The 22,067-nt window shown below is 45.0% G+C and carries 20 protein-coding genes; 10 read left to right on the top strand and 10 right to left on the bottom strand.

Annotation, left to right across the window (positions count from 1 at the left end):
* Positions 1–80 precede the first annotated feature (80 nt).
* The 4 genes from KIT90_RS15975 to KIT90_RS15960 all read right to left on the bottom strand — a co-directional run bounded on the left by KIT90_RS15975 (position 81) and on the right by KIT90_RS15960 (position 4,934).
* On the bottom strand, positions 81–638 hold the full coding sequence (locus KIT90_RS15975) for an alkylphosphonate utilization protein (RefSeq protein WP_285377492.1): 558 nt from the start codon (positions 636–638) through the stop codon (positions 81–83).
* A 279-nt stretch (positions 639–917) separates the two neighbouring features.
* Entirely contained in the window at positions 918–1,127 is a 210-nt protein-coding gene (locus KIT90_RS15970) for a YgdI/YgdR family lipoprotein (protein WP_005435119.1), read from the bottom strand.
* 134 nt (positions 1,128–1,261) lie between these two features.
* Positions 1,262–3,670, bottom strand: a complete 2,409-nt coding sequence (locus KIT90_RS15965) for a VolA/Pla-1 family phospholipase (RefSeq protein ID WP_285377490.1) — start codon at positions 3,668–3,670, stop codon at positions 1,262–1,264.
* A 22-nt stretch (positions 3,671–3,692) separates the two neighbouring features.
* Positions 3,693–4,934 (bottom strand): outer membrane protein transport protein, encoded by a 1,242-nt coding sequence (locus tag KIT90_RS15960; protein WP_005435122.1) that lies wholly within the window; start codon positions 4,932–4,934, stop codon positions 3,693–3,695.
* 412 nt (positions 4,935–5,346) lie between these two features.
* Between KIT90_RS15960 and KIT90_RS15955 the strand changes: the two genes are divergently transcribed.
* On the top strand, positions 5,347–6,375 hold the full coding sequence (locus tag KIT90_RS15955; RefSeq protein ID WP_285377488.1) for a site-2 protease family protein: 1,029 nt from the start codon (positions 5,347–5,349) through the stop codon (positions 6,373–6,375).
* Positions 6,376–6,480: 105 nt separating this feature from the next.
* Here the strand turns inward: KIT90_RS15955 and KIT90_RS15950 are convergent, their stop codons facing one another.
* Positions 6,481–7,266: a M48 family metallopeptidase gene (locus KIT90_RS15950; protein WP_285377487.1), complete on the bottom strand. Its 786-nt coding sequence runs from the start codon at positions 7,264–7,266 to the stop codon at positions 6,481–6,483.
* Between the two features lie 192 nt (positions 7,267–7,458).
* On the opposite strand from KIT90_RS15950, the gene KIT90_RS15945 reads away from it, so the two are divergent.
* The 5 genes from KIT90_RS15945 to cutA all read left to right on the top strand — a co-directional run bounded on the left by KIT90_RS15945 (position 7,459) and on the right by cutA (position 10,505).
* A complete protein-coding gene (locus KIT90_RS15945) occupies positions 7,459–7,896 on the top strand; it encodes a hotdog fold thioesterase (RefSeq protein ID WP_199458408.1) in 438 nt (145 codons plus the stop codon).
* 12 nt (positions 7,897–7,908) lie between these two features.
* Entirely contained in the window at positions 7,909–8,142 is a 234-nt protein-coding gene (locus tag KIT90_RS15940) for a DUF3389 domain-containing protein (protein WP_020196912.1), read from the top strand.
* 79 nt (positions 8,143–8,221) lie between these two features.
* Positions 8,222–9,928 carry an SgrR family transcriptional regulator gene (locus KIT90_RS15935; RefSeq protein WP_285377484.1) on the top strand — a complete coding sequence of 569 codons (1,707 nt, stop codon included), beginning with the start codon at positions 8,222–8,224 and terminating at the stop codon, positions 9,926–9,928.
* Positions 9,912–10,163, top strand: coding sequence for a hypothetical protein (locus tag KIT90_RS15930; RefSeq protein WP_009704455.1), 252 nt, complete (start codon positions 9,912–9,914; stop codon positions 10,161–10,163). The genes KIT90_RS15935 and KIT90_RS15930 overlap by 17 nt, the downstream gene beginning before the upstream one ends.
* 9 nt (positions 10,164–10,172) lie before the next feature.
* Complete coding sequence (cutA, locus tag KIT90_RS15925) at positions 10,173–10,505, top strand: divalent-cation tolerance protein CutA (RefSeq protein WP_009704454.1); 333 nt, start codon at positions 10,173–10,175, stop codon at positions 10,503–10,505.
* Here the strand turns inward: cutA and KIT90_RS15920 are convergent.
* A complete protein-coding gene (locus tag KIT90_RS15920; protein ID WP_005435133.1) occupies positions 10,467–11,063 on the bottom strand; it encodes a DUF2238 domain-containing protein in 597 nt (198 codons plus the stop codon). The two genes, cutA and KIT90_RS15920, sit on opposite strands and share 39 nt — an antisense overlap.
* Positions 11,064–11,285: 222 nt before the next feature.
* Here KIT90_RS15920 and KIT90_RS15915 point away from each other — a divergent pair, with 222 nt between their 5' ends.
* Together KIT90_RS15915 and KIT90_RS15910 are read left to right on the top strand one after the other, a co-directional pair.
* Entirely contained in the window at positions 11,286–12,125 is an 840-nt protein-coding gene (locus KIT90_RS15915) for an isopenicillin N synthase family oxygenase (RefSeq protein WP_009704452.1), read from the top strand.
* Positions 12,126–12,238: 113 nt separating this feature from the next.
* On the top strand, positions 12,239–12,859 hold the full coding sequence (locus tag KIT90_RS15910) for a DNA-J related domain-containing protein (protein ID WP_041053053.1): 621 nt from the start codon (positions 12,239–12,241) through the stop codon (positions 12,857–12,859).
* A gap of 105 nt (positions 12,860–12,964) precedes the next feature.
* Here KIT90_RS15910 and KIT90_RS15905 read toward each other — a convergent pair whose 3' ends face one another.
* The 4 genes from KIT90_RS15905 to tesA all read right to left on the bottom strand — a co-directional run bounded on the left by KIT90_RS15905 (position 12,965) and on the right by tesA (position 18,678).
* On the bottom strand, positions 12,965–14,620 hold the full coding sequence (locus KIT90_RS15905) for an ABC-ATPase domain-containing protein (RefSeq protein WP_285377480.1): 1,656 nt from the start codon (positions 14,618–14,620) through the stop codon (positions 12,965–12,967).
* Positions 14,621–14,692: 72 nt separating this feature from the next.
* Positions 14,693–16,603: an EAL domain-containing protein gene (locus tag KIT90_RS15900; RefSeq protein WP_285377478.1), complete on the bottom strand. Its 1,911-nt coding sequence runs from the start codon at positions 16,601–16,603 to the stop codon at positions 14,693–14,695.
* A gap of 189 nt (positions 16,604–16,792) precedes the next feature.
* On the bottom strand, positions 16,793–17,992 hold the full coding sequence (gene fabV, locus KIT90_RS15895; RefSeq protein WP_285377476.1) for an enoyl-ACP reductase FabV: 1,200 nt from the start codon (positions 17,990–17,992) through the stop codon (positions 16,793–16,795).
* Between the two features lie 83 nt (positions 17,993–18,075).
* Complete coding sequence (gene tesA, locus KIT90_RS15890) at positions 18,076–18,678, bottom strand: multifunctional acyl-CoA thioesterase I/protease I/lysophospholipase L1 (RefSeq protein ID WP_285377475.1); 603 nt, start codon at positions 18,676–18,678, stop codon at positions 18,076–18,078.
* Between tesA and KIT90_RS15885 the strand changes: the two genes are divergently transcribed.
* Together KIT90_RS15885 and KIT90_RS15880 are read left to right on the top strand one after the other, a co-directional pair.
* The gene (locus KIT90_RS15885; RefSeq protein WP_005435141.1) at positions 18,677–19,378 is read left to right on the top strand and encodes an ABC transporter ATP-binding protein; all 702 of its coding nucleotides are present in this window, start codon (positions 18,677–18,679) and stop codon (positions 19,376–19,378) included. The genes tesA and KIT90_RS15885 overlap by 2 nt on opposite strands.
* Complete coding sequence (locus tag KIT90_RS15880) at positions 19,369–21,822, top strand: ABC transporter permease (protein WP_285377472.1); 2,454 nt, start codon at positions 19,369–19,371, stop codon at positions 21,820–21,822. The genes KIT90_RS15885 and KIT90_RS15880 overlap by 10 nt, the downstream gene beginning before the upstream one ends.
* Positions 21,823–22,067: the final 245 nt, after the last annotated feature.

Genomic DNA, 22,067 nt, shown 5'->3' with positions numbered 1-22,067 from the left:
CTAACCGAAAGGTGCGGAACATCAGAAACGAAAACGGGGTCCTGATTGGAACCCCGTTTAATTCGAAAGTAATGTTGAGATTACTTCTTACGGCAGTACTCAGCGATCACGTACATTGACTGACCACCGTTTGCCTTACCTGAAACAAGTTTAGGGTCATCACCAAGGCTGATACCGCGAATAACAGTACCTTGTTTGATTACTTGGTTTGTACCTTTAACTGGTAGGTCTTTGATTACTGTTACATCGTCACCTTTCTTAAGTTCAGTGCCGTTGCAGTCAACAGTTTTATCGTCAGCAGACATACCTTTCATAGCCCAGTTCATTTGCTCTTCTTCCATGTACATCATGTCAAGAGCGTCTTGAGCCCAGCTTTCTGTGTTTAGGCGAGTAAGTTGGCGCCATGCAGTTACTTGTACCGCAGGAACCTGACTCCACATGCTGTCGTTCAAGCAGCGCCAGTGGTTAATGTCTTTAGGATCTTCGATCTCACCAAGACACTTATCACAAACCATGATAGCAGTATCAACCGTCACGTTACCGTGTGGTGGAACAGCAAATGCTGTTAGTTGAGATTTAGAAGAACACAGTTCACATTTTGACTCGCAGCGAGCAAGCAGAGTAGCTTCGATAGACATAAGGACTCACCTTAGTAATGTTTTTTGGTGGCGGTATTATCCACTTTATCCTGAGAAATAAAAGGGTGTTAGAGAATTAAAGGCGAGATTTTACAATATTCCAACCTGAAAGAGGTGAAGATGTAAAATATTGGCTAAACAAATAATATCTAGAATATAAATAAGGGTGTTGATTGTTTTGAATGATGAATCAGTTGCATTGATGAATATTATTGCTGAAGGGTAAAGTTATTCAAAATGAATGGAAAGTGCCCCCTGATTTTCAGAGGGCATGTCGTTTTATCGTTCAATAATCTGCACGACTTGGTCTTTCGAAATGCTCATTTCTTTGCCATCCACGTCCTCATATTCGTACATGCCAGTATCTTCATTTAAGTCCGGCTTGCCGTAAGAGGTAATGATTTTCCCTTCATTCGTTGACATTAGGTATTGGCTGCTGCCGCAAGCGGCAAGAAGCAGTGCAGTGGCAATAACGGTCAATACGCGCATAAAGTTTTCCTTTTTAAACAAGTAAGTTAGACAAAGACAACGTTTTAACTATAGCAGAGGAAATATGAGTGGGTTTGAATAGAACAGAAACGAAAAAGCCCAGTCGAAACTGGGCTTTGGTTTAGTAACGATGCTTACTTAAGTACAGCAGTATTAGTTACACCCGTTAGCATATCGTCCATTAGGAAGTCAGCATTTTCCATCTGCATCTCTACATGATGATCTAGGTCCGCTAACGTACCGCCAGGAGAAGCGAATGTACTGTGTGTCGCAGTTGCATTGAACTGTACAAAGCTCGCAGAAGGAGCCACGGTCGTGCTCGAACTGTTCACAGTTGTTAGTCCTAGTTTCGCTGCTAGAGGTTCAGTACCCGCAAACGGTGCATTGGCTACGTTGTTTGGCACAGTATCGTCACCATCGACTTCTGTCATAAAGAATGGTGTTGATAGCGAACCTGAAGCCATTAGGTCACTTGCGTTAGTAAATGGATCAACCGTATCTAGCGTCGTCTGTGCAGCGTAGATAAAGCTAGAGAAGCCAGACTCAAGTGCCGCTAACTGTGCTTCTGTTGCTACTTGCTCAAATGCTTCGTAACACGCTTTATCTGATAGCTCTGCACAAGATGCATCAGCATATCTCGCGTACTCAGTTGATGCTGCATAAGCCAAGTTGTGTTTGATCTGTGGACCAAAGTTAGACGAACCAAGCAGTAGGTTACCAATTTGGCCACCTGCGTTTTGAATTGATGCGCCGCTGAATGTGTACAGTGCGTCTGCCGTTGGGCTACCTAATGTGTTGTTCGCCGCTGCTACAGCAGAAGTACCAACGATGCCACCCAATGAGTGACCAAGCATCTTGACTTTTGAACCCATCATTGGGTTAAAACCTTGAAGCGGACTGCTTGCTAGGAGGCCAGCTTGCGCTGAAACAACTAAGCTTGCACGTAGACCAAGAACATCAAGTACGCTTTGGCGAAGGTTGTCACGCGCTACCGCTAGGTTAGACAGGTTTAGGTAAGCCAGTACATCCGCATTTGCTGAGCGTTGGTCATCTAGGCTACGAGTACCGTGGATAGGCAGGTCAATTGCGATAACAGCAACACCGGCTTTCACCATGTTGAACGCAAAAGAGTAAGCATTTTCTTTGGCTGACGTAATACCGTGTTGGTAAATCACAACATCTGTAGGAGTACCAGTTTCTGGCGTAAAGAGTAGGAACTCAACGTCTTCTAGTGACTTAACCACTGGTACTGGAGAGTAGCGAGTAATAATGCGGTCGCTATCGAGTTGAGTGCCGTCTGAAAGGAACAGCGTAGAGCCAACCAGTTTCAGCTGTTCGGTTGGATCGGTTGCTAGCTTAGTCACATCAACAGGATCATCAGCAAAGACACCAGTAGAGAGCTGTTGAACCATGTTCGCTTGCTCAGCAGGATCTGCCAAGGCAGCACTTAGCTTCGCTAGGCTAGGCATTGCAGAAACCATAGGCTGCATGTTCCAGTCTGCGCCTTTCTCTAGGTAATGCGGTAGTCGCACCACACCCTGAGTAACATTCACATCGACAGCTGCGCCAGCGTACAAACCTTTGATTGCCGTCTTAGCGGCATCCAGATCGCTGATGTATTTGTTGAAGTCTTCATCGGCATCTAGTGCAGTAACAAAGTCTTGCGTTGTACCCAATGTCATTGTGTATGCTGTTGCTAAATCTACAGAACCTTCATTCGCATCGTTCTTGTAAACCGTGTTTAGTGTATTTGCACCTGTAGCAAAGCCTGTTGCTGTCACGCCTTTTACTGCAGCAAGCGTATCGCCGACAGACTGGGTGCTAAACCATGAAGAGTAAACGATGTCCGCTGGGTTCACGCTTGCTAGACCGAAAATGCCTTCTACAGCGGTTGTTGCCGCTTGTACTGAAGCTAGGTCACCAGTCTCGTAGACAATCTCTTTTGATTTACCTGTCGCGTAGCTGCCTGAAGTGCCGATAGGGTTGCCGTTAACATCCTGAATCGCTTGAGTCACTGCGAAAATGTATTCACCAGATTCATCAAGAGAATTTATGAATTGGATGTAAAGCGAGTTGCCGCTTGCTTGCACAATGAAATCTTTGCCAAGTGTTAGCACTTTTTCAATTGGGTTTGAAGCACCATCCCAGTCAGTCAAGCGTTGGTTGATCTTAATAACGCTAACGCCAGACGTCACAAGACCATCTGAGAAGCCGTCGCCATTAAAGTTAAGCACGATTGGCATTGATGTTGACCAACCATCCATCGTGTTCATTGCCGCTAACGGGTTAGTTAGAGCATCATCACCACCGGTAGGAAGACCAAGTGTTCCGTCTGTTGTATCCATCAATAGGTAAGATGGCGCAGGAACATCTGCGTTGGCACCTTGAAGTGTAAAGCTGATAGAAGTGTTACGGTCAAGAAGCGCTTGAACTGCCGGCTCAAACGTGACGGTATCAGATGTGCCTGAGCTAGAGGTATCGTCACCACAACCTGCAAGTAGGATTGCAGAACAAAGCAGTGATAGTTTAAACGTGTGTTTCATTGGTTTACTCCGTTAATCCTGATTATTTGAAGGTGTAGTTCACTTGAACAGCACTGATGTAAGCAGTACCTTCTGAGTCGAATGTGATCTCTTGATCCGCTGCGTTGGTTTCAGTGAACGAGCCAGACTTACTCTTAACAAAAGCAAAACCTGCATCGAAGGTTAGGTTCTCTTTCATTGCATAAGTCACGCCTGCGCTGTACCAGAAACGGTCGCTATCAGGGATACTCAATGTTGCTTCACCTGCTTGCTCGTCGTATGCGATACCAGCGCGAAGTGTCCATTGATTGTTTAGTGTGTATGTACCACCGAAGGAGTAACGGTTGTTGTCTTCATATTTCTCAGGTTTAAAGAAGCACACGCCGTCAACACAGTCTTTGCTGGTTGCTTTTAGCTCTTTAAATGTGCTCCAGTCTGTCTGTTGCCATCCGTAGTGGATAGCCCATTTATCATTTAATTGATGGAATGCAGACAATTCAATAATGGATGGAAGAGAGATTTGTAAGCGTCCATCGACTTTTGACGCATTAGCGATGCCAGAGTCATAGCTGCTGAATTCACCCTCATCGAAGTCTAGATCCACTTTGGAACGGTAGCCGAATCCAAAACGGTTGTTTTCATTCAATTCGTAAAGGGCACCAATGTTCCAACCGAAAGCGAAAGTATCGCCTTCCATGCCGATTAGGTTGTCAGATTTTTTGCTTCCTGGGCCAAATAACGGCGCCAATGAGCCTTTGTGGCGAGTAAGCTCTGCGTGTGCGTAAACAATGTTAATACCACCACCAACGCTAAATTGTTCGTTGATGCGGTAAGCAATATTCGGGTTAATGTTAACCGAAAGTAGGGAAGTATCACCCGCCATGTCACCCGCAGAAATGTCATCTGGGTAATCGGTCGCGACGCCGTAGGTGGTGAACATGCCAATACCCCAAGCCCATTTGTCGTTGATTGGGCTGATGTAGTAGCCAGCCGGAACGATTTGTAGTGGGGCAACGTCATTCGCGTGTTCTTTATGGAAAGTGTCATAGACGTTAACTTCAGGATCGACGACAGATAGCGCGCCTGAAAATTGAGCTTCTTTAAAAAGTGTCATCGCAGCTGGGTTACGTGCTAATACGCTCGCATTGTCGGCTACTGCGCCTTCACCTGAAAATGCTCTACCAAGACCAGAAGCCGAGTGTTCGGCCACCTGAAAGCCCGCAGACTGGGCATTACACGCAAACAATATTGAAATTGTAAGCAGAGAGCAGTGCTTCTTGTTCATCCTTGACCCTCCTAGGGTGTCATTATATTAGACCGAAGTCTTTGTATTTGTTGTGTGCCTTTTACACCAGTTGCTGTCGGTTCGATTTACAACTGCAATGTAAATATAATGTTAATTGTATGTTTATTAACTTGTCAAAGATCAGACGTATATTGCGTTTTAAATTTGATGCATAGGTCAAACCGCAATTAATAAGGCCATGTATTATGGTGATATTTTTGTAAAGAATGGTATGACCAGAGTTGTTTTGTAAATCTTATGGTTAAAAGCTAATCAAATACGTGTTGTTAACATGCTTTTCGTTCGATGCCATTGCAGGCATAATTCGCACTTTGTGTTTATCGCATTGGAAATCGCGTTGGAATTACTACACATTGAATTTTTAGGAAGGTCGCTCAGGCTTGAAGGCTCTATGGCAGGTTGGCAACAACTGTATTGGGATAACACGTTAGTATCGCAGATTGCTGCGAGTGATGATGACTCAGGCAAGACACAGCATGAGTTCAAGCTCACTGCTGGAGAGGACGTTTTACATTGCCAATTGAGCTGTGAACTAAACTGGCAACCATTTGATTTTAAGTATCAAGCGACAGTAAATGACTCACTGGTTGTCGAAGGGACTCGTGACGAAAAAGACATCGAACGCCAAGTACCGGTCGAACCGCCACCGACAGAAAAGCGTTTTAGTCTAATTGGTATTGTGTCGCTCGGCATGAAAGCGTTGAAAAGCGCGAAGGTCATTAAGGTGGCGTTAGCCTCTGCAAGTCTTGCGGCATACTCATGGCTGTTTTCGATTGAGTTCGCCCTTGCATTGGTGGCCTGTTTGGTTTTCCATGAATATGGCCATATCCGAGCAATGAAGTACTTTGGTATGAAGACCAAAGGCATCTATCTTATCCCATTTTTGGGGGGCTTAGCGCTAAGCGATGAAAAGATAAACACACGTTGGCAAGATGTGGTTATCTCCATCATGGGACCGTTCTTTGGGTTAGTCCTCAGCATTCTATTCACCGTCTTATATTGGATGACAGGGGAGATGATCTTTGCGGGCCTTGCTGTGTTTAACGCCTTGCTAAACCTCTTCAATTTGCTGCCAATTCTGCCATTAGACGGTGGACATGTTCTTAAAAGTATTACCTTTTCAATGAATACATGGATTGGTTTGGCGGGGAGTATTGTCACGGCTTTGCTCGGCATCTACATCAGTTATACGTTCGGCTTAACGTTGCTTGGTTTCTTGCTATTGATGGGGATGCTAGAAGTGGTGATGGAATGGCGAACTCGACACCACAGCCATTTACTGCCATTAACCCGATATGGGCAACTGTTCTCGTTTGCTTGGTACTTGGTTTCCATTGGTGGCTTTATTGCCATCATTTGGTACTTTGCTGGGTTAGGAGACAGCTTGTTAAGCTTGCCTTTGCAGATCTTAGGTACGTAGACGTAATAAGTAAAAACAGATACGAATAAAAAGAGCTCCGAAAATGGAGCTCTTCTTGTTTGCAGTTTAAGGACAGTTCTTAGCTAGAATGCCTTGGGTTTTGAATCAACCACACTTAGGAGCTTTAACGTTAGACGCTGGCAGCGTTTTAATGGTTGCTTGTAGATCTCTAATACGAGTGCTGTGCGATGGGTGAGTTGAGAAAAACTCTGGTGGTTGAGCACCACCTGCAACGCTCATGTTTTTCCAAAGATCGACACTCTGGTTAGGATCGAAGCCGGCCTTTGCCATAAATCCAAGACCAACAATATCGGCTTCAGATTCTTGCGTTCGTCCATAAGGAAGAATCACACCGTATTGAACACCGACACCGAGCGCCGCCATTGTCATCTGTTGGTATTGTTTGTATTCAGACGCACCGATTGCAACATTAGCAAGCGATAGCCCTGCATTAGCTAACTGGCTTTGAGACAAACGCTCATTACTGTGATCAGCTAAAACGTGTGCGACTTCGTGACCGATTACCGTTGCAAGTTGATCTTGGTTTTTCGCTACTTTCAATAAGCCGGTATAAACACCAATTTTACCACCCGGTAAAGCAAAGGCGTTCACTTGAGGGCTGTCAAACACAACCACTTCCCATTCTTTGAAGCCTGCTTGAGGCGGAATCGTGTCGGTGATTTGTTTCGCAACACATTGAACGTAGGCATTGGTCTTTTTGTCTTTACTAATTGGTATCTCTTTCTTCATTTGATCGAATGACTTTGCGCCGAGCAATGACATCTCTTGGTCGGAAAACATCAAAATTTGGTTACGGCCAGTGGGCGAAGAGCTACACGCTGTTAGACCTGCAACGGTCAAAAGTACTGAGGCTTTAATCCATGTTCTCATAGCGGGGTCCATATAAATATTTTTTGTTTTGTACCAATAGTATAACGCTTAGTAAAGAAACGTTAAGTCATTATGTTGATCACGTTGAGACTTGCGTTTGACCTTGAAGTCGCGATGCGATCAGGACTATGCTAGGCGCACTTTTCATAGATAAATCGTCATGTGTGATACAGGACGAGATAAGAGCGAAAAATGAGTATTTGGAAAAAGCCAATTAACTTAGACATTCTTAACGCCACGTCAAAAAATACCATGATGGAGCATCTGCAAATCGTCTATACCGATTTCACTGATGATTCGCTAAGCGCGACCATGCCGGTGTGCAGCTTTACGCACCAACCATTGGGTATGTTGCATGGTGGTGCGTCTGTTGTACTTGCGGAAACACTCGGTTCACTAGCTGCGAATTTCTGTGTGGAGGAAGGCAGTTACTGTGTTGGTTTGGACATCAATGCAAACCATGTTCGTGCGATGCGCAGTGGCCATGTTATTGGTACCGCAAAACCTGTTCATTTGGGCGTTTCTACTCAAGTGTGGCAAATCGAAATCACCGATGAACGCGAACGTTTGGTTTGTACGAGCCGTTTGACGATCGCAGTAAAACATCCGAAAGAAAAACAAGTTCAGTAAGAGAATACTCATATGGTCATTGAATTCTCTTTAGGAAAAATCATAGCAACGCAGCGTGAAATTGTTATCAAACTTACGGGTAGCGCGATGGTTACTTTGCAAGCACAAACTGATGCAATTCAGCTACTTGGACGTGGAGCGAATGTTGTTTTGGCTCACGGTGCGGAAACGAAATGGTCGATCAAACTCGACGATGAAGATCAATTACGCCAACTGGCGCAAGAAATTGGCATCGACATTCAATAATTTGCACGTCTGAGTTTGCACTTTTCACAAAAAATGAGGAAACTTAGTTTATCGTTATGAAAACTAAAATTTCCTCTTTATGAGTAGCCCTCGTTTACGCGTTCAGTTCGAAACGCTGTTTGAAAAATTTTCTGGTAATGATACCGATGTTCAACTCGAAGACATTACCGAAGCACTCTTTTGTACTCGTCGAAACGCTCGAATCGTCCTCAATAAACTAGAGGAAGAAGGGTGGATCGAATGGCATCCTGCCGCAGGTCGAGGCAAGCTTTCTAAACTGATCTTCAAGCGCAACCGTAGCGATGTAAGTGAGAATCTTGCACGTCGTTACTTAGACGAAGGGAAAATAGGTCAAGCCCTTGAAGCGCTCGACAACGATGCAGCTAAGCTCACTCAGGTTATTCAGGGCTATTTAGGTCTGCAACATCGACAAGGTGAGCAGGTCGTTCGCTTGCCTTACTACAGACCGCTTTCTATGTTGAACCCGCAAAAGCCAATGCGCCGCTCAGAGCAGCATATCGCGCGTCAGGTGTTCAGTGGCCTTACAAAACTCGACGACAACGAGCAGCTTCAACCCGATTTAGCGCATTACTGGGAAGCACTTTCAGATACACATTGGCGCTTCTATCTACGTCGTGGGGTTCGTTTTCATAATGGTGAACTCCTGACAACAGATTGCGTTATCGAAAGTATTGGGGCGTTAAGCGAACTCAATTTATTCTCTCATATAGAAAAGGTTATCTCTCCAGAGCCTTGGACGGTAGATATCCACTTAGTACGCCCTGATAAGTACCTGCCACTCGCATTGAGTGAGTCACAAGCCAAAGTCTTACTGCCAAGCAACTTACGTTCAGAAGAATTCGATAGAAAGCCAATCGGCACAGGGCCATTCCAAGTTAAAGTCAATGATGACAAACGCTTAATTCTCACGGCGTTTGATGGCTACTTTGCTCTGCGTCCACTCTTGGATCAAGTTGAAGTGTGGGTGATCGACGAAGCTTACTCGTCGATGGTGTACCCAAGTTTGACTAAGCCACAAATGGACAAACAAGCGTCGACGGATGAAGTCGAGCTCGATCCCGGCTGCACGTTCCTCCTACTGAATAAAAATACAGGTATAGCAAAAGACCCAAGATGGGCGGAGTTTTTGAGTCAAACCTTAAATAGCTACCAAGTGTATTCCCATGTTCCTCAAGACAAGGTCATTGAACTAGGAGTGCTGCAAGCATTTGGATTAAAGCCTGGTTGGATTGATCTTAAACCGACAATGTCCGGTGACGCGCCCCAGAAAGAGAAAACCATTTGTGTCGCTTACCAAAAGAAACACCCTATGTTTCCTGTTATCGCTAAAGCGATCAAAACCTTGCTCAAGCCTCATGGAATTGATGTGGAGTTCATTCGTTACGATACTCAGCCGCCTTCACCAGAAGAAGTGGATATTTGGATCAAAGCAATGGGTATTGCGACCAACCGTAACGATGCACTTGCTGGCTGGCTGTTGGATTACAGCGATATTGATAAATTTAGTGCGGGTTATGATTTCTCTGGTTGGTCAACGCTGGTGGATCAATGGAGAGCAGGGCAACACACGGATTTTCCTGCCCGAGAGTTAGGCAGACAACTGGTAAAGAGCTGCCAAGTGATCCCGATGTTCCACTGTTGGTTAGGCGTGAACAAAGACCACAGCGGTGCGCTGCAAAACGCCAAATGTAACGCCTTAGGTTGGTTTGATTTCAGTACCGTGTGGGTAAAACCGAAGATAGAGAAAGATGGCGAAACCGAATAAGAAGCAACCGACCAAAACAGTCGAGATATTTTGTGCAAAATGTAAAACGCAGCTGTTTAAATATCGCAAAGGCGGTAAAGGGGCATTAGTGAAGTGCTTTAAAGAACGCATTGTTGAAGACTTCACCAACACACCTTGCATTTGCCCAGGTTGTGAACAAGAGTTTGCAAGAGACACATTAGTAAGAGGAACACCTGCCTACAAGATGATTGGCGGCAAGGTGACGATGAAATAAGAGTCAGTTATGAGTGAACAACATGAATACTGCATGGTATTGAGTACCGCAGGCACGCAGAAGAACCGAGACGAGATCATCAAAGGTTTGTTGGAAGGGCAACTTGCTGCTTGTATACAGACCATGGCAATAGAGAGCCACTATGTATGGAAAGGGGAAGTGTGTAGCGATAATGAGTGGTTGTTGATCATTAAGACACGCAAAGACTTATACGCATTGGTCGAAGACAAAATAAAAGACCTGCACGAATATGAGGTGGCTCAGATCGTACAGGTCCCAATTGTAGAGGGTTTTAACCCTTATCTAGAGTGGCTTCGCCAGTCGACGTTGAGTTGTCAGTAGAAGCAACGACAGTATCGCCCCCATGGTGTCACATAACATGTCTTTCTGGGCATCCCAAATATCGCCTTGCGATCCCAGAAAGGCAATTCCCTCATCACCGCCTGCAATTTCCGCATACCACCACTCGATGATCTCGTAGCCAGCTGCCAAAGACATAATGGCAAACAAAGCAAACCAACAAGCAAATCCAACACTGATCTTTTTCTTATTAATTAGATATTCAGCAATCGGGTAAGCGTATAAGCCAATCGAGAAGTGAGCTACACGGTCAAAGTTATTGCGCTCCGAGCCAATTAAGTTGTTGAACCAATCAAACGGAACCTCTGCAAACGTGTATTTGGCACCAATGGTGTGAAGACAAAGCCAGATAAACATCAGTACATAAGCGGTATTGCTGAATTGGTAACGAATGGAAAGCGCCCAAATGGCAATGAGAATACCGATGGCAGGAACGATCTCTGCAAACCACACCGCACGAGAGCTTGGCTCTAAGGCAGAAAACAAAAATACAACGGCGTAGAAAATCGTTAAACCCAATAAGGTAGAAGTACTTTTCATAGAGAAATTGATCCTTCAATTGAAATCTGTGGTTATGATTACACTTAATTGTACAGTGTGCAATTGTTTATTTTGTCGGGGAGATGCTTACTTTTTATGTTGATATATTGCCAAACTGCTCAACAATAAAACGTTTGCGCGTAAACATTTCATTAAAGTTTGATTTACAACATGGCCATCCATAGAATTCATCGCTCAGTCTAATAAAAAAGAAGTAAAGTCATGAAACTGGAAACTGTCGATTATCTTGCTGACGATGCTGCTCAACAGTTCGTCACCTCACTGCGCGAAACGGGCTTTGGTGTTCTCAAGAACCATCCAATTCCACAAGAGCTCGTCGAGTCTATTTACAAAAATTGGTACGAGTTTTTCTGTTCTGAACAAAAAAACGACTTCCAATTTAATGTTGAAACACAAGACGGTTATTTTCCACCATCAGTTTCTGAAGTCGCGAAGGGGCACTCAGTTAAAGACATTAAAGAGTACTTCCATGTTTACCCTTGGGGTCAAATGCCAGAGCAGCTTAGAGAAGAAATTCTTGAGTACTACGAGCGCGCAAATGCTTTTGCTCAAGAGCTTCTTGGATGGGTTGAAGAGTACGCACCAAAAGAGGTTCAAGAGAAATTCTCTATCGCTTTGTCTGAAATGATCAACAACAGCGACAAAACACTACTGCGCGTTCTGCATTACCCACCAATGACGGGTGAAGAAGAACCAGGTGCGATTCGTGCGGCAGCACATGAAGACATTAACTTGCTGACTGTTCTGCCAGCAGCAAACGAACCAGGCCTTCAGGTAAAGAGTAAAGAAGGTGATTGGTTAGATGTGCCATGTGACTTTGGTAACTTGATCATTAACATCGGTGACATGTTGCAAGAAGCATCTGGTGGTTACTTCCCATCTACGACTCACCGAGTGATTAACCCAACGGGTGGCCGTCAAGAGAAGTCTCGCATCTCGCTTCCATTGTTCCTACACCCGAAGCCAGATACGGTTCTGTCTGAGCGTTACACAGCGCATAGCTACCTAATGGAGCGCCTAAGAGAGCTTGGCGTAATTTAAGCTAACGAGATCCTCCTTCAAAAGGCTGACGGTTTATGACTGTCAGCCTTTTTGTCTTTATGGTACAAATTGACTAGCTTTAATAACAGGTACTTAAAACGGTTAGGGGATACATGGACGAACAATTCGACGTTTGCCAAAACGGACAGCAATACATGGAAAACCCATTGTTGTGGCCGATTCTAGAAATTCTCCGCAAACAACCAACGAGCTGGAAGGTGCACACACTTGCGCAAGAGCTCAGTGAGCACGATTATATTCCTCAGTTAGATCCATCTCCGGATAAAGACCTCTTTAAGCGCAATTTCTTGTTGATGAACGCGCTCTATCAACTGCAAGAAACGCTTTATCCTGACGGTTGGCTACAAGTTGAAGCGATGAACATTGTGCTAATGTCTGCAATTGAAGCTTCCCGTCACAGCATCGACATCAATGACCCACTCAGAGAATACTACCTTGATTGGAAAAATTACGAAGCCGATGAAGGCGAGGTACGTAGACTGCTCAATGACTTTTGGAGTCGATATCAACGCTACATTGGTGGAAACACTTCTAGCGATTTGGACCGAGCGAAGGCGTTGAGTTTATTTGAGTTGGGGTCGGAGGCGACTCGGACAGATATTCGTAAGCAGTGGAGAAAGCTTGCATTAAGGTGGCACCCAGATCGAGAGAACGGTGATGCAGATAGGTTTCGAATTCTCTGCGATGCTTGGAATGTACTACGTAGCGGATAAAGCAAATATTAGTCACAGTGTAACGTTATTTATCCTTTTACCTATCAGCTAGATACAAAAAAGGCAGCGTTCATCGCTGCCTTTTGCTATTTATCTTGTTCAGTATTAACGAGAAGGTTTGAACTGAGACTTGCGCATGCGGTTTAGGGCTGCCATTACATCTAATGTGCGTGGTTTTGCTAAGTCACCTTGTTTAGGTAGTGTCGCGTGCCATTCGCCAGAAAGCATGTCTTCGATTTCTTTTGCTGGGTGGTTACACCAACCCGAAAGTTGGGCAATTTGGAACCACAACCAACCAATCGTGTTTACTTCATCCGCAGATTCTAGTTGCTCAAGTGCACTTAGGTCTGCGAACTCTTTACCAAAGCGAAGAGAATCTTTGCCTTTCGCGTTAACGCGGAACTTACCGTCTGTCAGAATGCTCATCAGTGCTACTCGGTTCAACGCACGAGGGCGGAACGTTTGCAGACTTTCTTCAGATTCGTTATGACGCTGAGTAGGGTGCTGAGCAATCACTTGTTTTGCTTTTTCAGTTACATCAACCGCTTGGTAGTCGTGCATTTGGATTACGGTATCTGCAACGTCTAGGTAATCGCCAGAACCACCCATAACGATGATGGTCGAGATCTCTAGCTCATCACGTAACTGGCCGATACGGTCAACTAATGGTGTAATTGGCTCATCACCTTTTGCTACCAACGCCTGCATGCGCTCATCACGGATCATAAAGTTGGTTGCAGAGGTATCTTCATCGATAAGTAACGAACTTGCACCTGCTTCAATAGACTCTTGTAGCCAAGCCGCTTGAGAGGTAGAACCTGATGCGTCTTGTGTAGAGAAATCAGCCGTGTCTTTGTCCATTGGCAAGTGATTGATGTAGTTCGATAGGTTCAAGTGATGAACACAACGACCATCTTCCGCACGAATCTTCATTGCATTCCCATCTGTCACGATGTATTCGCGGCCATCGCCTGGAATGTGATCGTAGATAGAGCGTTCAACGGCATTCAACAACGTCGATTTACCATGGAAACCACCACCAACAATCAAAGTAATGCCTTTAGGGATACCCAAACCCGTTACGTAGCCTTTGTTAGGCGCATGTAGCGTAACTTGAAGGGATTCTGGCGCTTTGAACTCAACCGCGTCTTTCATCGGCAAGTCACAGTTACCTGCGATACGTGGAAGGATGCTACCATTCGCCACAAAAGCAACCAAGTTGTTTGCTTCTAGCTGTTCACGTAGAGATGCTTGGTCTTCAATCACTTTACAGTGCTCAATCAACGCATCTTTGTTCAGTTCACGCTCTAGCGTTGCGCGACGGATAAACTTCGGCAAGTAGAAAGTAAGGATGTTGTTGGCTTTCTTACCAAGAACAGAACGACCTTCTGCAGGCAAGTTAACGCGGAAGCGAAGTTCAATGCCTTCTTCAGTGAATAGCACTGCTGTGTTGTCTAGAACGGTTTGGCCGCTTAAAGAGATTGATACTGCGTTCTCTTGTTTCGCAAACTCATCAAAGCTTCGAGCAATAAAGTCACGAGCCGCACGCTGAAATGCAGGTGATTCGTCTTTTAGCCACTCAAGACCGGTTAAAGACCACGCGCGAGTTGCACGTAGGCGAGAAGCAGATGCGTATGGGTCGCCTTGAACGTAATCAATGTACAAGTCGAAATCACCGAAGTCGTATTGACCCTTGATTTGTTGGTATGCGCGGTAGTTCTGCTTTTCGATTTTCTTAAGCGTGGCAGTCAACTGATCCATGAAGATAATGGCCTTTTTATTGGAAGCGGGCGGCGATTATAGAAACCACCGCCTGCAGAGTAAAGGAAATGCTTAGGAAGAATAGGTGTATTGACCACCTAAAAGGTTTTGATTAAACAAACTTTGTTCAAATTCATTGCACGGCATAGGTTTACCATACAAAAAGCCTTGTCCAATATCGCAGCCTTCATTGATCAAAAACTGCTCTTGTTGGGCTGATTCAATGCCTTCTATGACCACTTGTAGATCGAGCTTTTTCGCAATATGTATGATTGAACAAATGATGGCTCTGTCGTCATCAGATTTCTCCATTTGCTGGACAAAGCTTTTATCGATCTTAATCGCGTCAAAAGGGTATTTCTTCAAATAACTGAATGATGCGTATCCTGTGCCAAAGTCATCTAGTGACAGTGTCACCCCGAGGTTGTGCAATTTATTCAATGTGTTACGAGCCACGACTTCATCTGCAATCAACGCACTCTCAGTCACCTCTAACTCTAGGAAGTGTGCCGGTAAGTGGAAGGTTTCAAGTAGATGTTCTATTTGCTCAGCGAAATTAACGTTTTGTAATTGGATAGGAGACACGTTCACGGCAATCTTGAAATTGTCCACCAGCTCAGACCACTGTTTGGCTTTATCAATCGCGGTTCTCAAGACAAAAGAGCCGACTTCAAAAATCAATCCGTTTTGTTCTGCCATGTGAATTAATGCTTCGTTGGATACATCACCCAAGACAGGATGACGCCATCGCAATAGTGCTTCGGCACCTATCCATTTGTGCGTATGTGGAAGTACCTTAGGTTGGAAGTAAAGCATTAAGTCATCGTTGCGAACGGCTTGTAATAGGTAGCTTTCAAGCTGATTGTGATTGTTCAGTTCTTGAGTGTGGCTCTCACAGAAGTAGTTGTACGATTCACCAGACTCTTTACACAGCAACATGGCATAGCAGGCGTTTTGCAGCAGTTGTTTGGCGTGACTGCTTCTGTGTGCTTGAACGACGCCAATATAAGAGTGAAGGTGGACTTCGTTTTCATCAATGTGGAAGTTGCCGACGCTGACATGGGTGATGTCTTCAAGTAAGTGTTGGACTTTTGATTCGATATCTTCACCAGAGACAACAATCACCAAGTCGTTTGAACTTGGACGACCAGTCACAAAATAACTGGATTCGTTGTGGCCTAGGCGGAAACGAAACTCTTTCAATACCTGGTCAAAGGCTTCAAATCCGTATTTTGTTTCGATACTGCGCGCGTTACTAAAACCGACGTTAATCACCACCAAAGATTGTTGGTCATGGTTCATGGTTTCTAAGATGTGGTCTAACACTTCTTCAAGTGCTACGCGGTTTAAAAAGCCCGTCCCATGATCGTGGGTTTGCTGGTAGCTTACTTGCTTTTCTGCGGCCTTACGTCGGTCGATTTCTTTTGTTAGCGAGTAGCTAAGTTGGGCGAGGTCAGTCGTTCTATTCTCGACTCTATTTTTCAGTTCGTTATTTAAGCGCAGTAACTTATGTTGTTGGAAAACGACGGCTAGCTGCGCCTCTATGGATTCTTTAAATGTGCTCAATAGTTCTCGGTAGGTGTCATTGTACTGATTCTCTTTGGTATCCAGCATACAGATGGTGCCGAACGTTTCCCCGTTTGGCCAATAGAGTGGTAAGCCACAATACGAAATCATGCCGAGCTTAATATCAGGATTGTCTTTCCACTCTTCATCAATGAGCGCGTTAGGAACGATGAGTTCGCGTTTGTTTTTAATGACGTGCTCACAGTAAAGGCCATGACCAAGCTCTTCTTTGTCGCCGACTTTATAAGGGTTGTTATCAGTCTCGCTGGAGGTATTTACTTCAATGTGGTTTGGGTGGATACGCATGATCAGCGTAGTTGGGACATCCGCGATGCGCGCGAGCAGGTTGACGATATTTTGCCAGCTTTTCCGCATGGATTCGGGTATTTCATAATCTAATGTTTGCAATGTACCCATATAGGTCATCCTTTCCCGTAATTTCACGTCCTGTGAATGAATATCGTTTTTGTTTTTACGCGAGCTTGTTATTTAACCACTCGTTTATTTAAAGTATAGGGGGGGCGGATTCGGAAACAAAAAAAAGTCCCGAAAACCTTTCAGGACTTTGAATTACTTGGCACTATCTCAATAGTGAGACGCTTTAAATTAAGGCTTTAATGCTTTCAGAGTCTTCATTGAGATGTCTTGAGCATAATCGACACCCTCAAAGTTGAAGCCGTTCAGTTTCATAAACTCGTCTTTAAAGCCGTCGTAATCACCGATATCTGCGAAGTTGTCTGCGTTCATTTGCTCTAAAAGTGCAGAAACTTCTTCTTGCACTTGAGGATCTAACTCAAGATCATCGATACGAATCAAGCGTTCGCCATCAACGGGTACTTTGCTTTGGTCGTAAAGCTTTGTCGTGAACAGACGTTGCATTTGCTCAATACAACGCTCGTGAGTACCTTTCTCTTTCATTACACGGTATAGCGCAAGTAGATAAGGGCTCAGGGCAGGGATGAACACGCTTGCCTTGGTGACGAGCGCTTTACACACTGTTGCGTAGGCTGCGCCACCAAAGTTCGCCATCTTCATGTTCAATGCATGGCTGGTTTGGTGAAGGTCAACTTTTGCACGGCCTAACGTACCGTCTAGGTAAATTGGGTGGGTAACTTCTGGGCCCATGTAAGAAAAGGCAATCGTCTTACAGCCCTTGGCAACAGATTCTGAGTTGATCAGTGTGTCTATCCAACTTTCCCAGTCTTCACCACCCATTACTTTAATCGTGGCTTCTGCTTCTGCTTCTGTTGCTGGCGCCAATGTAGACTCTACCCATTGATCGTTTTCCAGCATGATTGAAGCGCCCGTTACCGATTCTCCAATTGGCTTAATGACACTACGCCAAAATTCTTCAGATTCAGGCTTAGGGCGAACGCCTGTTGCTAAGCTGTAAATCACTAAATCTACTTCACCCTCAAAGTAGGTTTCAATGGCTTCAATAACTTGGCTACGAACTGAGTCTGAGAAAGCATCACCAACGATGTTTACTGCAGTGCGACCATGATGAATGGCTTCTTCTTTAAAAAAGATGTTGTTGTACCAACCAGCACTACCGACACCTTTGTCTGATGGGCCACGTTCAAATGACACGCCAATGGTGTCCGCTTCAGCACCACCAAATGTAAGGGCGATACGGGCGGCCAAGCCAAAACCTGAAGAAGCACCGATGATCAAAACACGCTTGGGGCCATTTTTGATCTGCGGTGCTTGTTTAACGTATTCAATTTGCTCTTTGATGGAAGCGCGGCACCCATACGGATGTGCCGAACGAGCTACAACACCTTGAATCAACGGTTCTATTTGCATTTTTATTATCTAACCTTGGTGAATAATACTTTCGACAGGGTAACGTAAAGTTAGGTAAAACTTATTGAGCTAGACCAGTAAAATTAGAGATGTTTAACCAATTCTTCGGCGACGAAGTCGGCAATGAAAGGTTGAGCTTCCGGTTTAGGGTGCAGGCCATCGTCCATCATCCATTCTGGTTTGACGATGACGTGCTCTAAAAAGAATGGCATTAACGCGACTTGTTGATGCTCGGCGAGTTTCGGGTAGATGTCGTAGAACATATCACTGTATCGCTTACCATAGTTCGGCGGGACGCGGATTTGCATCATGACAACATCCGCACCAGAATCTTTGATCATGGTAATCATTTTCGATAAGTTCGACGTAATAACATTAGGTGGAAAACCACGAAGGCCATCGTTAGCGCCGAGTTCAATAAGAACAAGGTCTGGCGTATGTTGCTCAAGAAGAGAGGGTAAACGAGCCAAGCCATTGCCAGTGGTGTCTCCGGAGATGCTGCCGTTTACAACTTTTACATTTTGGCCGTGTTCTAATAAGGCATCAGGAAGTAAGCTAGGCCAGCTCTTCTCAATCGGCATCTGATAACCAGCGCTCAAGCTGTCGCCTAAAACAAGTACCTTTTCGCTCGCATGTGCGGTGGCGGAAAGGCAGAAAAAGAGAACTAAGGAAAGTATACGAATCATGCAAACACCTGTACTTAAAGCACCTATTGTTCAAGCTAATTTAGTTTCTAAACAAGTCTCTACTAATCAAGAACAATTAACAATCCTTAAAAATGTAAATGTTGACATTAGAAAGGGTGAGAAGATTGCTATCGTTGGCACCTCTGGTGCCGGTAAATCGACGCTCATGACGCTGCTTGCTGGGCTAGATACGCCGACGTCTGGTGAAATCACGTTACTAGGACAAGAGCTATCTAAACTGGACGATGAAGCTCGCGCTAAAATCCGCGCAGATTCACTGGGATTTGTGTTTCAAAGTTTCTTGTTGATCCCGAGTTTGAGCGCACTGCGTAACGTTACTCTTCCTTGTCTTTTACGTGGTGAATCTGAAGATGATGCACGAGCGACAGAACTACTGACAGCGGTGGGGCTTGAAAAGCGTCTTGACCATTTACCAAGCCAGTTATCCGGTGGTGAACAACAACGAGTTGCTCTAGCTCGTGCATTCATGACTCAGCCAGAACTGTTATTCGCCGATGAGCCAACGGGCAACCTTGATCATCAAACGGCAGAGAAAGTCATTGAGCTTCTGTTCGACCTTAATGAGCAGCATGGCACGACGCTGATCTTAGTTACGCATGACAGCCATTTAGCGAGTCGCTGTGACCGTGTCTATCGCATGGAAGCGGGTGAACTAAAAGAGGAGGTGCTATGTCCGTGATCTCCTCGAGTGAACAAAGCTCTGCATCAAACAAAAAAACTCATCAGTCGCCGAATAAAAGCTTGGTTCGTTGGAGCTTTGGGGAAATACGTCAAGGTAACTTGTGGCCGATAAGTGTCGCACTCATTCTTGTTATAGCCAGTATTTTTGCTTTGTCTGCGTTGGCAGAACGAATGGAGCAGGTCATCGTTAAGCAAGGCAAGGACGCATTAACAGCCGATGCTGTGTTTGTTTCAGCAAACCCCATTCCGGATACACTTCTCAATTCAACTAAAGAGCTTGAGCGCTCGACCATGACCCGTTTTGCAACCATGGCGTTCAGCGATAATGGTATGCAGCTTATCTCGGTGCGCGGAGTCGATGAGCAATACCCATTGATGGGTGACTTAGTTTTGGACAATGACTCATCAGGGCACATCAAGCCGAATCAGTTATGGTTGGATGAGCGAATCATGGCACAATTGGATGTTGATAAGGGTGACGTTGTCACTATAGGCGATGCCGATTTCACGGTTTCCGGTGCCGTTTTGATGGAGCCAGGATTGAGTTTCAACCCTTTCCAACAAATGCCTTCGGCTTACATCCACAACAGCGACGTTGATAAAACAGGCGCGATTCAAGTAGGTAGCCGAGTTCAGTATCGTTTATTCCTTAAAGGGGATGATGCAACACTGACGCAACTGCAAGACAGCACTGAGCTTTCGCCAAGTGATCGTTGGCGTACTCAGGATACGGCAAGTCGAAGCAATGAGGTGTTTGAACGTACAACGCAATACCTTTCTTTGACCGTAGCGATTGTCATCATTATGGCGGCAACCACGTTGGTTTTGACGTGTCAAAGCTACGTAAACAGCCGGACACAAACCATCGCGATGTTGAAAAGCTTAGGTGCGAGTCGCCGTTGGATTGAAAAGTGGTTGTTGATTCAAGTTACCATTTTGCTGGTCAGTGCAAGCATTGTGGGCTTGCTACTGGGCAGTGGCTTGGAGTATTTGTTACGAATCCCACTCAAGGACTTGCTGCCAAATCCATTACCTAGTTACGGTGTCACTCCATTTTTAGTTTCTGTTGTTTCAGCGGTTCTGATTACGGTTCCTGCGCTGGGGATTCCGTTACTTGGTTTGATCAAAACGCCGGCTTTAGAAGTTCTGCAGCAAGGTTCAGGTAAACGTTCATGGAAGCGTATGTGGTTAGTGTTGGTTCCTGTGGTGCCATTGCTTATCCTTTACGCGAACAACACACTCGTTTGGATTGTACTTGCGGGAATCGCCGCATTGTTTGTTGTACTCGCCATGATGAGTGTCATGTTGACCAAGTTGTTCGCTCGCGTGTCAACTCGACCTGCAATGAAACTGGCCTTAAGTCGCATCAACCGTACGCCCGTGACAAGTGGATTGCAGTTTGGTGCGTTGTCACTGTCCTTGATGTTGCTTTCAATTATCTGGCTTGTACGGAGTGACATACTTGCCGATTGGGCAAGAACACTCCCTGCGGATGCACCTAACGTCTTTGCATTGAACATTGCTGATTACGAACTTGATAGCTACGTGGAAACGTTAGATAAAAATGGCGTGACGCGGTCACAAGCTTTCCCGATTATTCGAGGACGCTTGGCTGAGATTAATGACGTGAGCGTCAAAGAGATCAAATCTGAAGGTCAGGGCTCTGATGCGGTGAGTCGTGAACTCAACCTTACTTGGGGAGATTCTCTACCAGAGTACAATGACATTCTTTCCGGAGAGTGGACCAACAAAGGTAGCGTATCGGTAGAAGCAGAAGTGGCCAGTGAGCTTGGCATTGAGTTGGGCGACAAATTACGATTTGTGATCAACAGTCAGAACTTCGATGCGACAGTAGACAGCATTCGTCATGTTGAATGGCGAGATATGAAGCCAAACTTCTACTTTATCTTCTCTTCGGATGTTATGGCGAGCTTGCCAGGTTCTTACCTGATTAGTTACCGCATTGGCGAAGAGAATGAAGCGCTCTTAGCATCTATGTCACGTGAGCACCCAACTGTTTCAGTGTTAGATATACGAACGATGGGCGATAAAATCCAAGAGCTTATTCAGCAGATTGTGTCAGCCATTACCATCTTGGCGTTGTTAGGTGTTGTCGCTGGCTTATTGTTGATATTCACATTGCTTCGATTGAGCTTGTCTCAACGTCAGCAAGAGATTCGACTTTATCGAACTCTCGGGTCTAGCAAAAAACGGATTAACACAACATTGTGGGCGGAATACGGAATTATGGCTCTCGTCGCGAGTGGTGTGGCGGTATTTGCAGCCGAGGTTTGTGTCGCTGCGGTGATGAAGTATGGCTTCGAGTTGAATGCGCAAATCCACCCAGAACTGTGGATAGCTTTACCATTTGCTACGTTTGCCGTTCTCGCCTTGGTCGTTATGAGCCTTTTGAAAAGATTGTTAACGCCAGTAAACACTTAATTAGCTTGTAATAAGCCAAAACGGAAGCACTCCATGACAGTTTTATTTTAGTTATCCACAAAAACAGTGGATAACTTTTGGGATAACTGAAGTGTTAATAAAGTGGGGTGTTTCCGCAGGCTTTACGCCATGGGTGTTAGCGTTAAATTATTATTCACAAAGGGTCAAAGTCGGGCTTTCCCAACAACCTCGTCAAGCACTTTTTTCGGAAATTTTTTGCTCTCGAAAGTAACTTTTCGCGTATA

Source organism: Vibrio sp. B172a (genome assembly GCF_030248355.1).
Taxonomy (GTDB): domain Bacteria; phylum Pseudomonadota; class Gammaproteobacteria; order Enterobacterales; family Vibrionaceae; genus Vibrio; species Vibrio owensii.
Note: the sequence above shows the minus strand (reverse complement) of the source record. Positions and strands in the feature narration are given on the sequence as shown.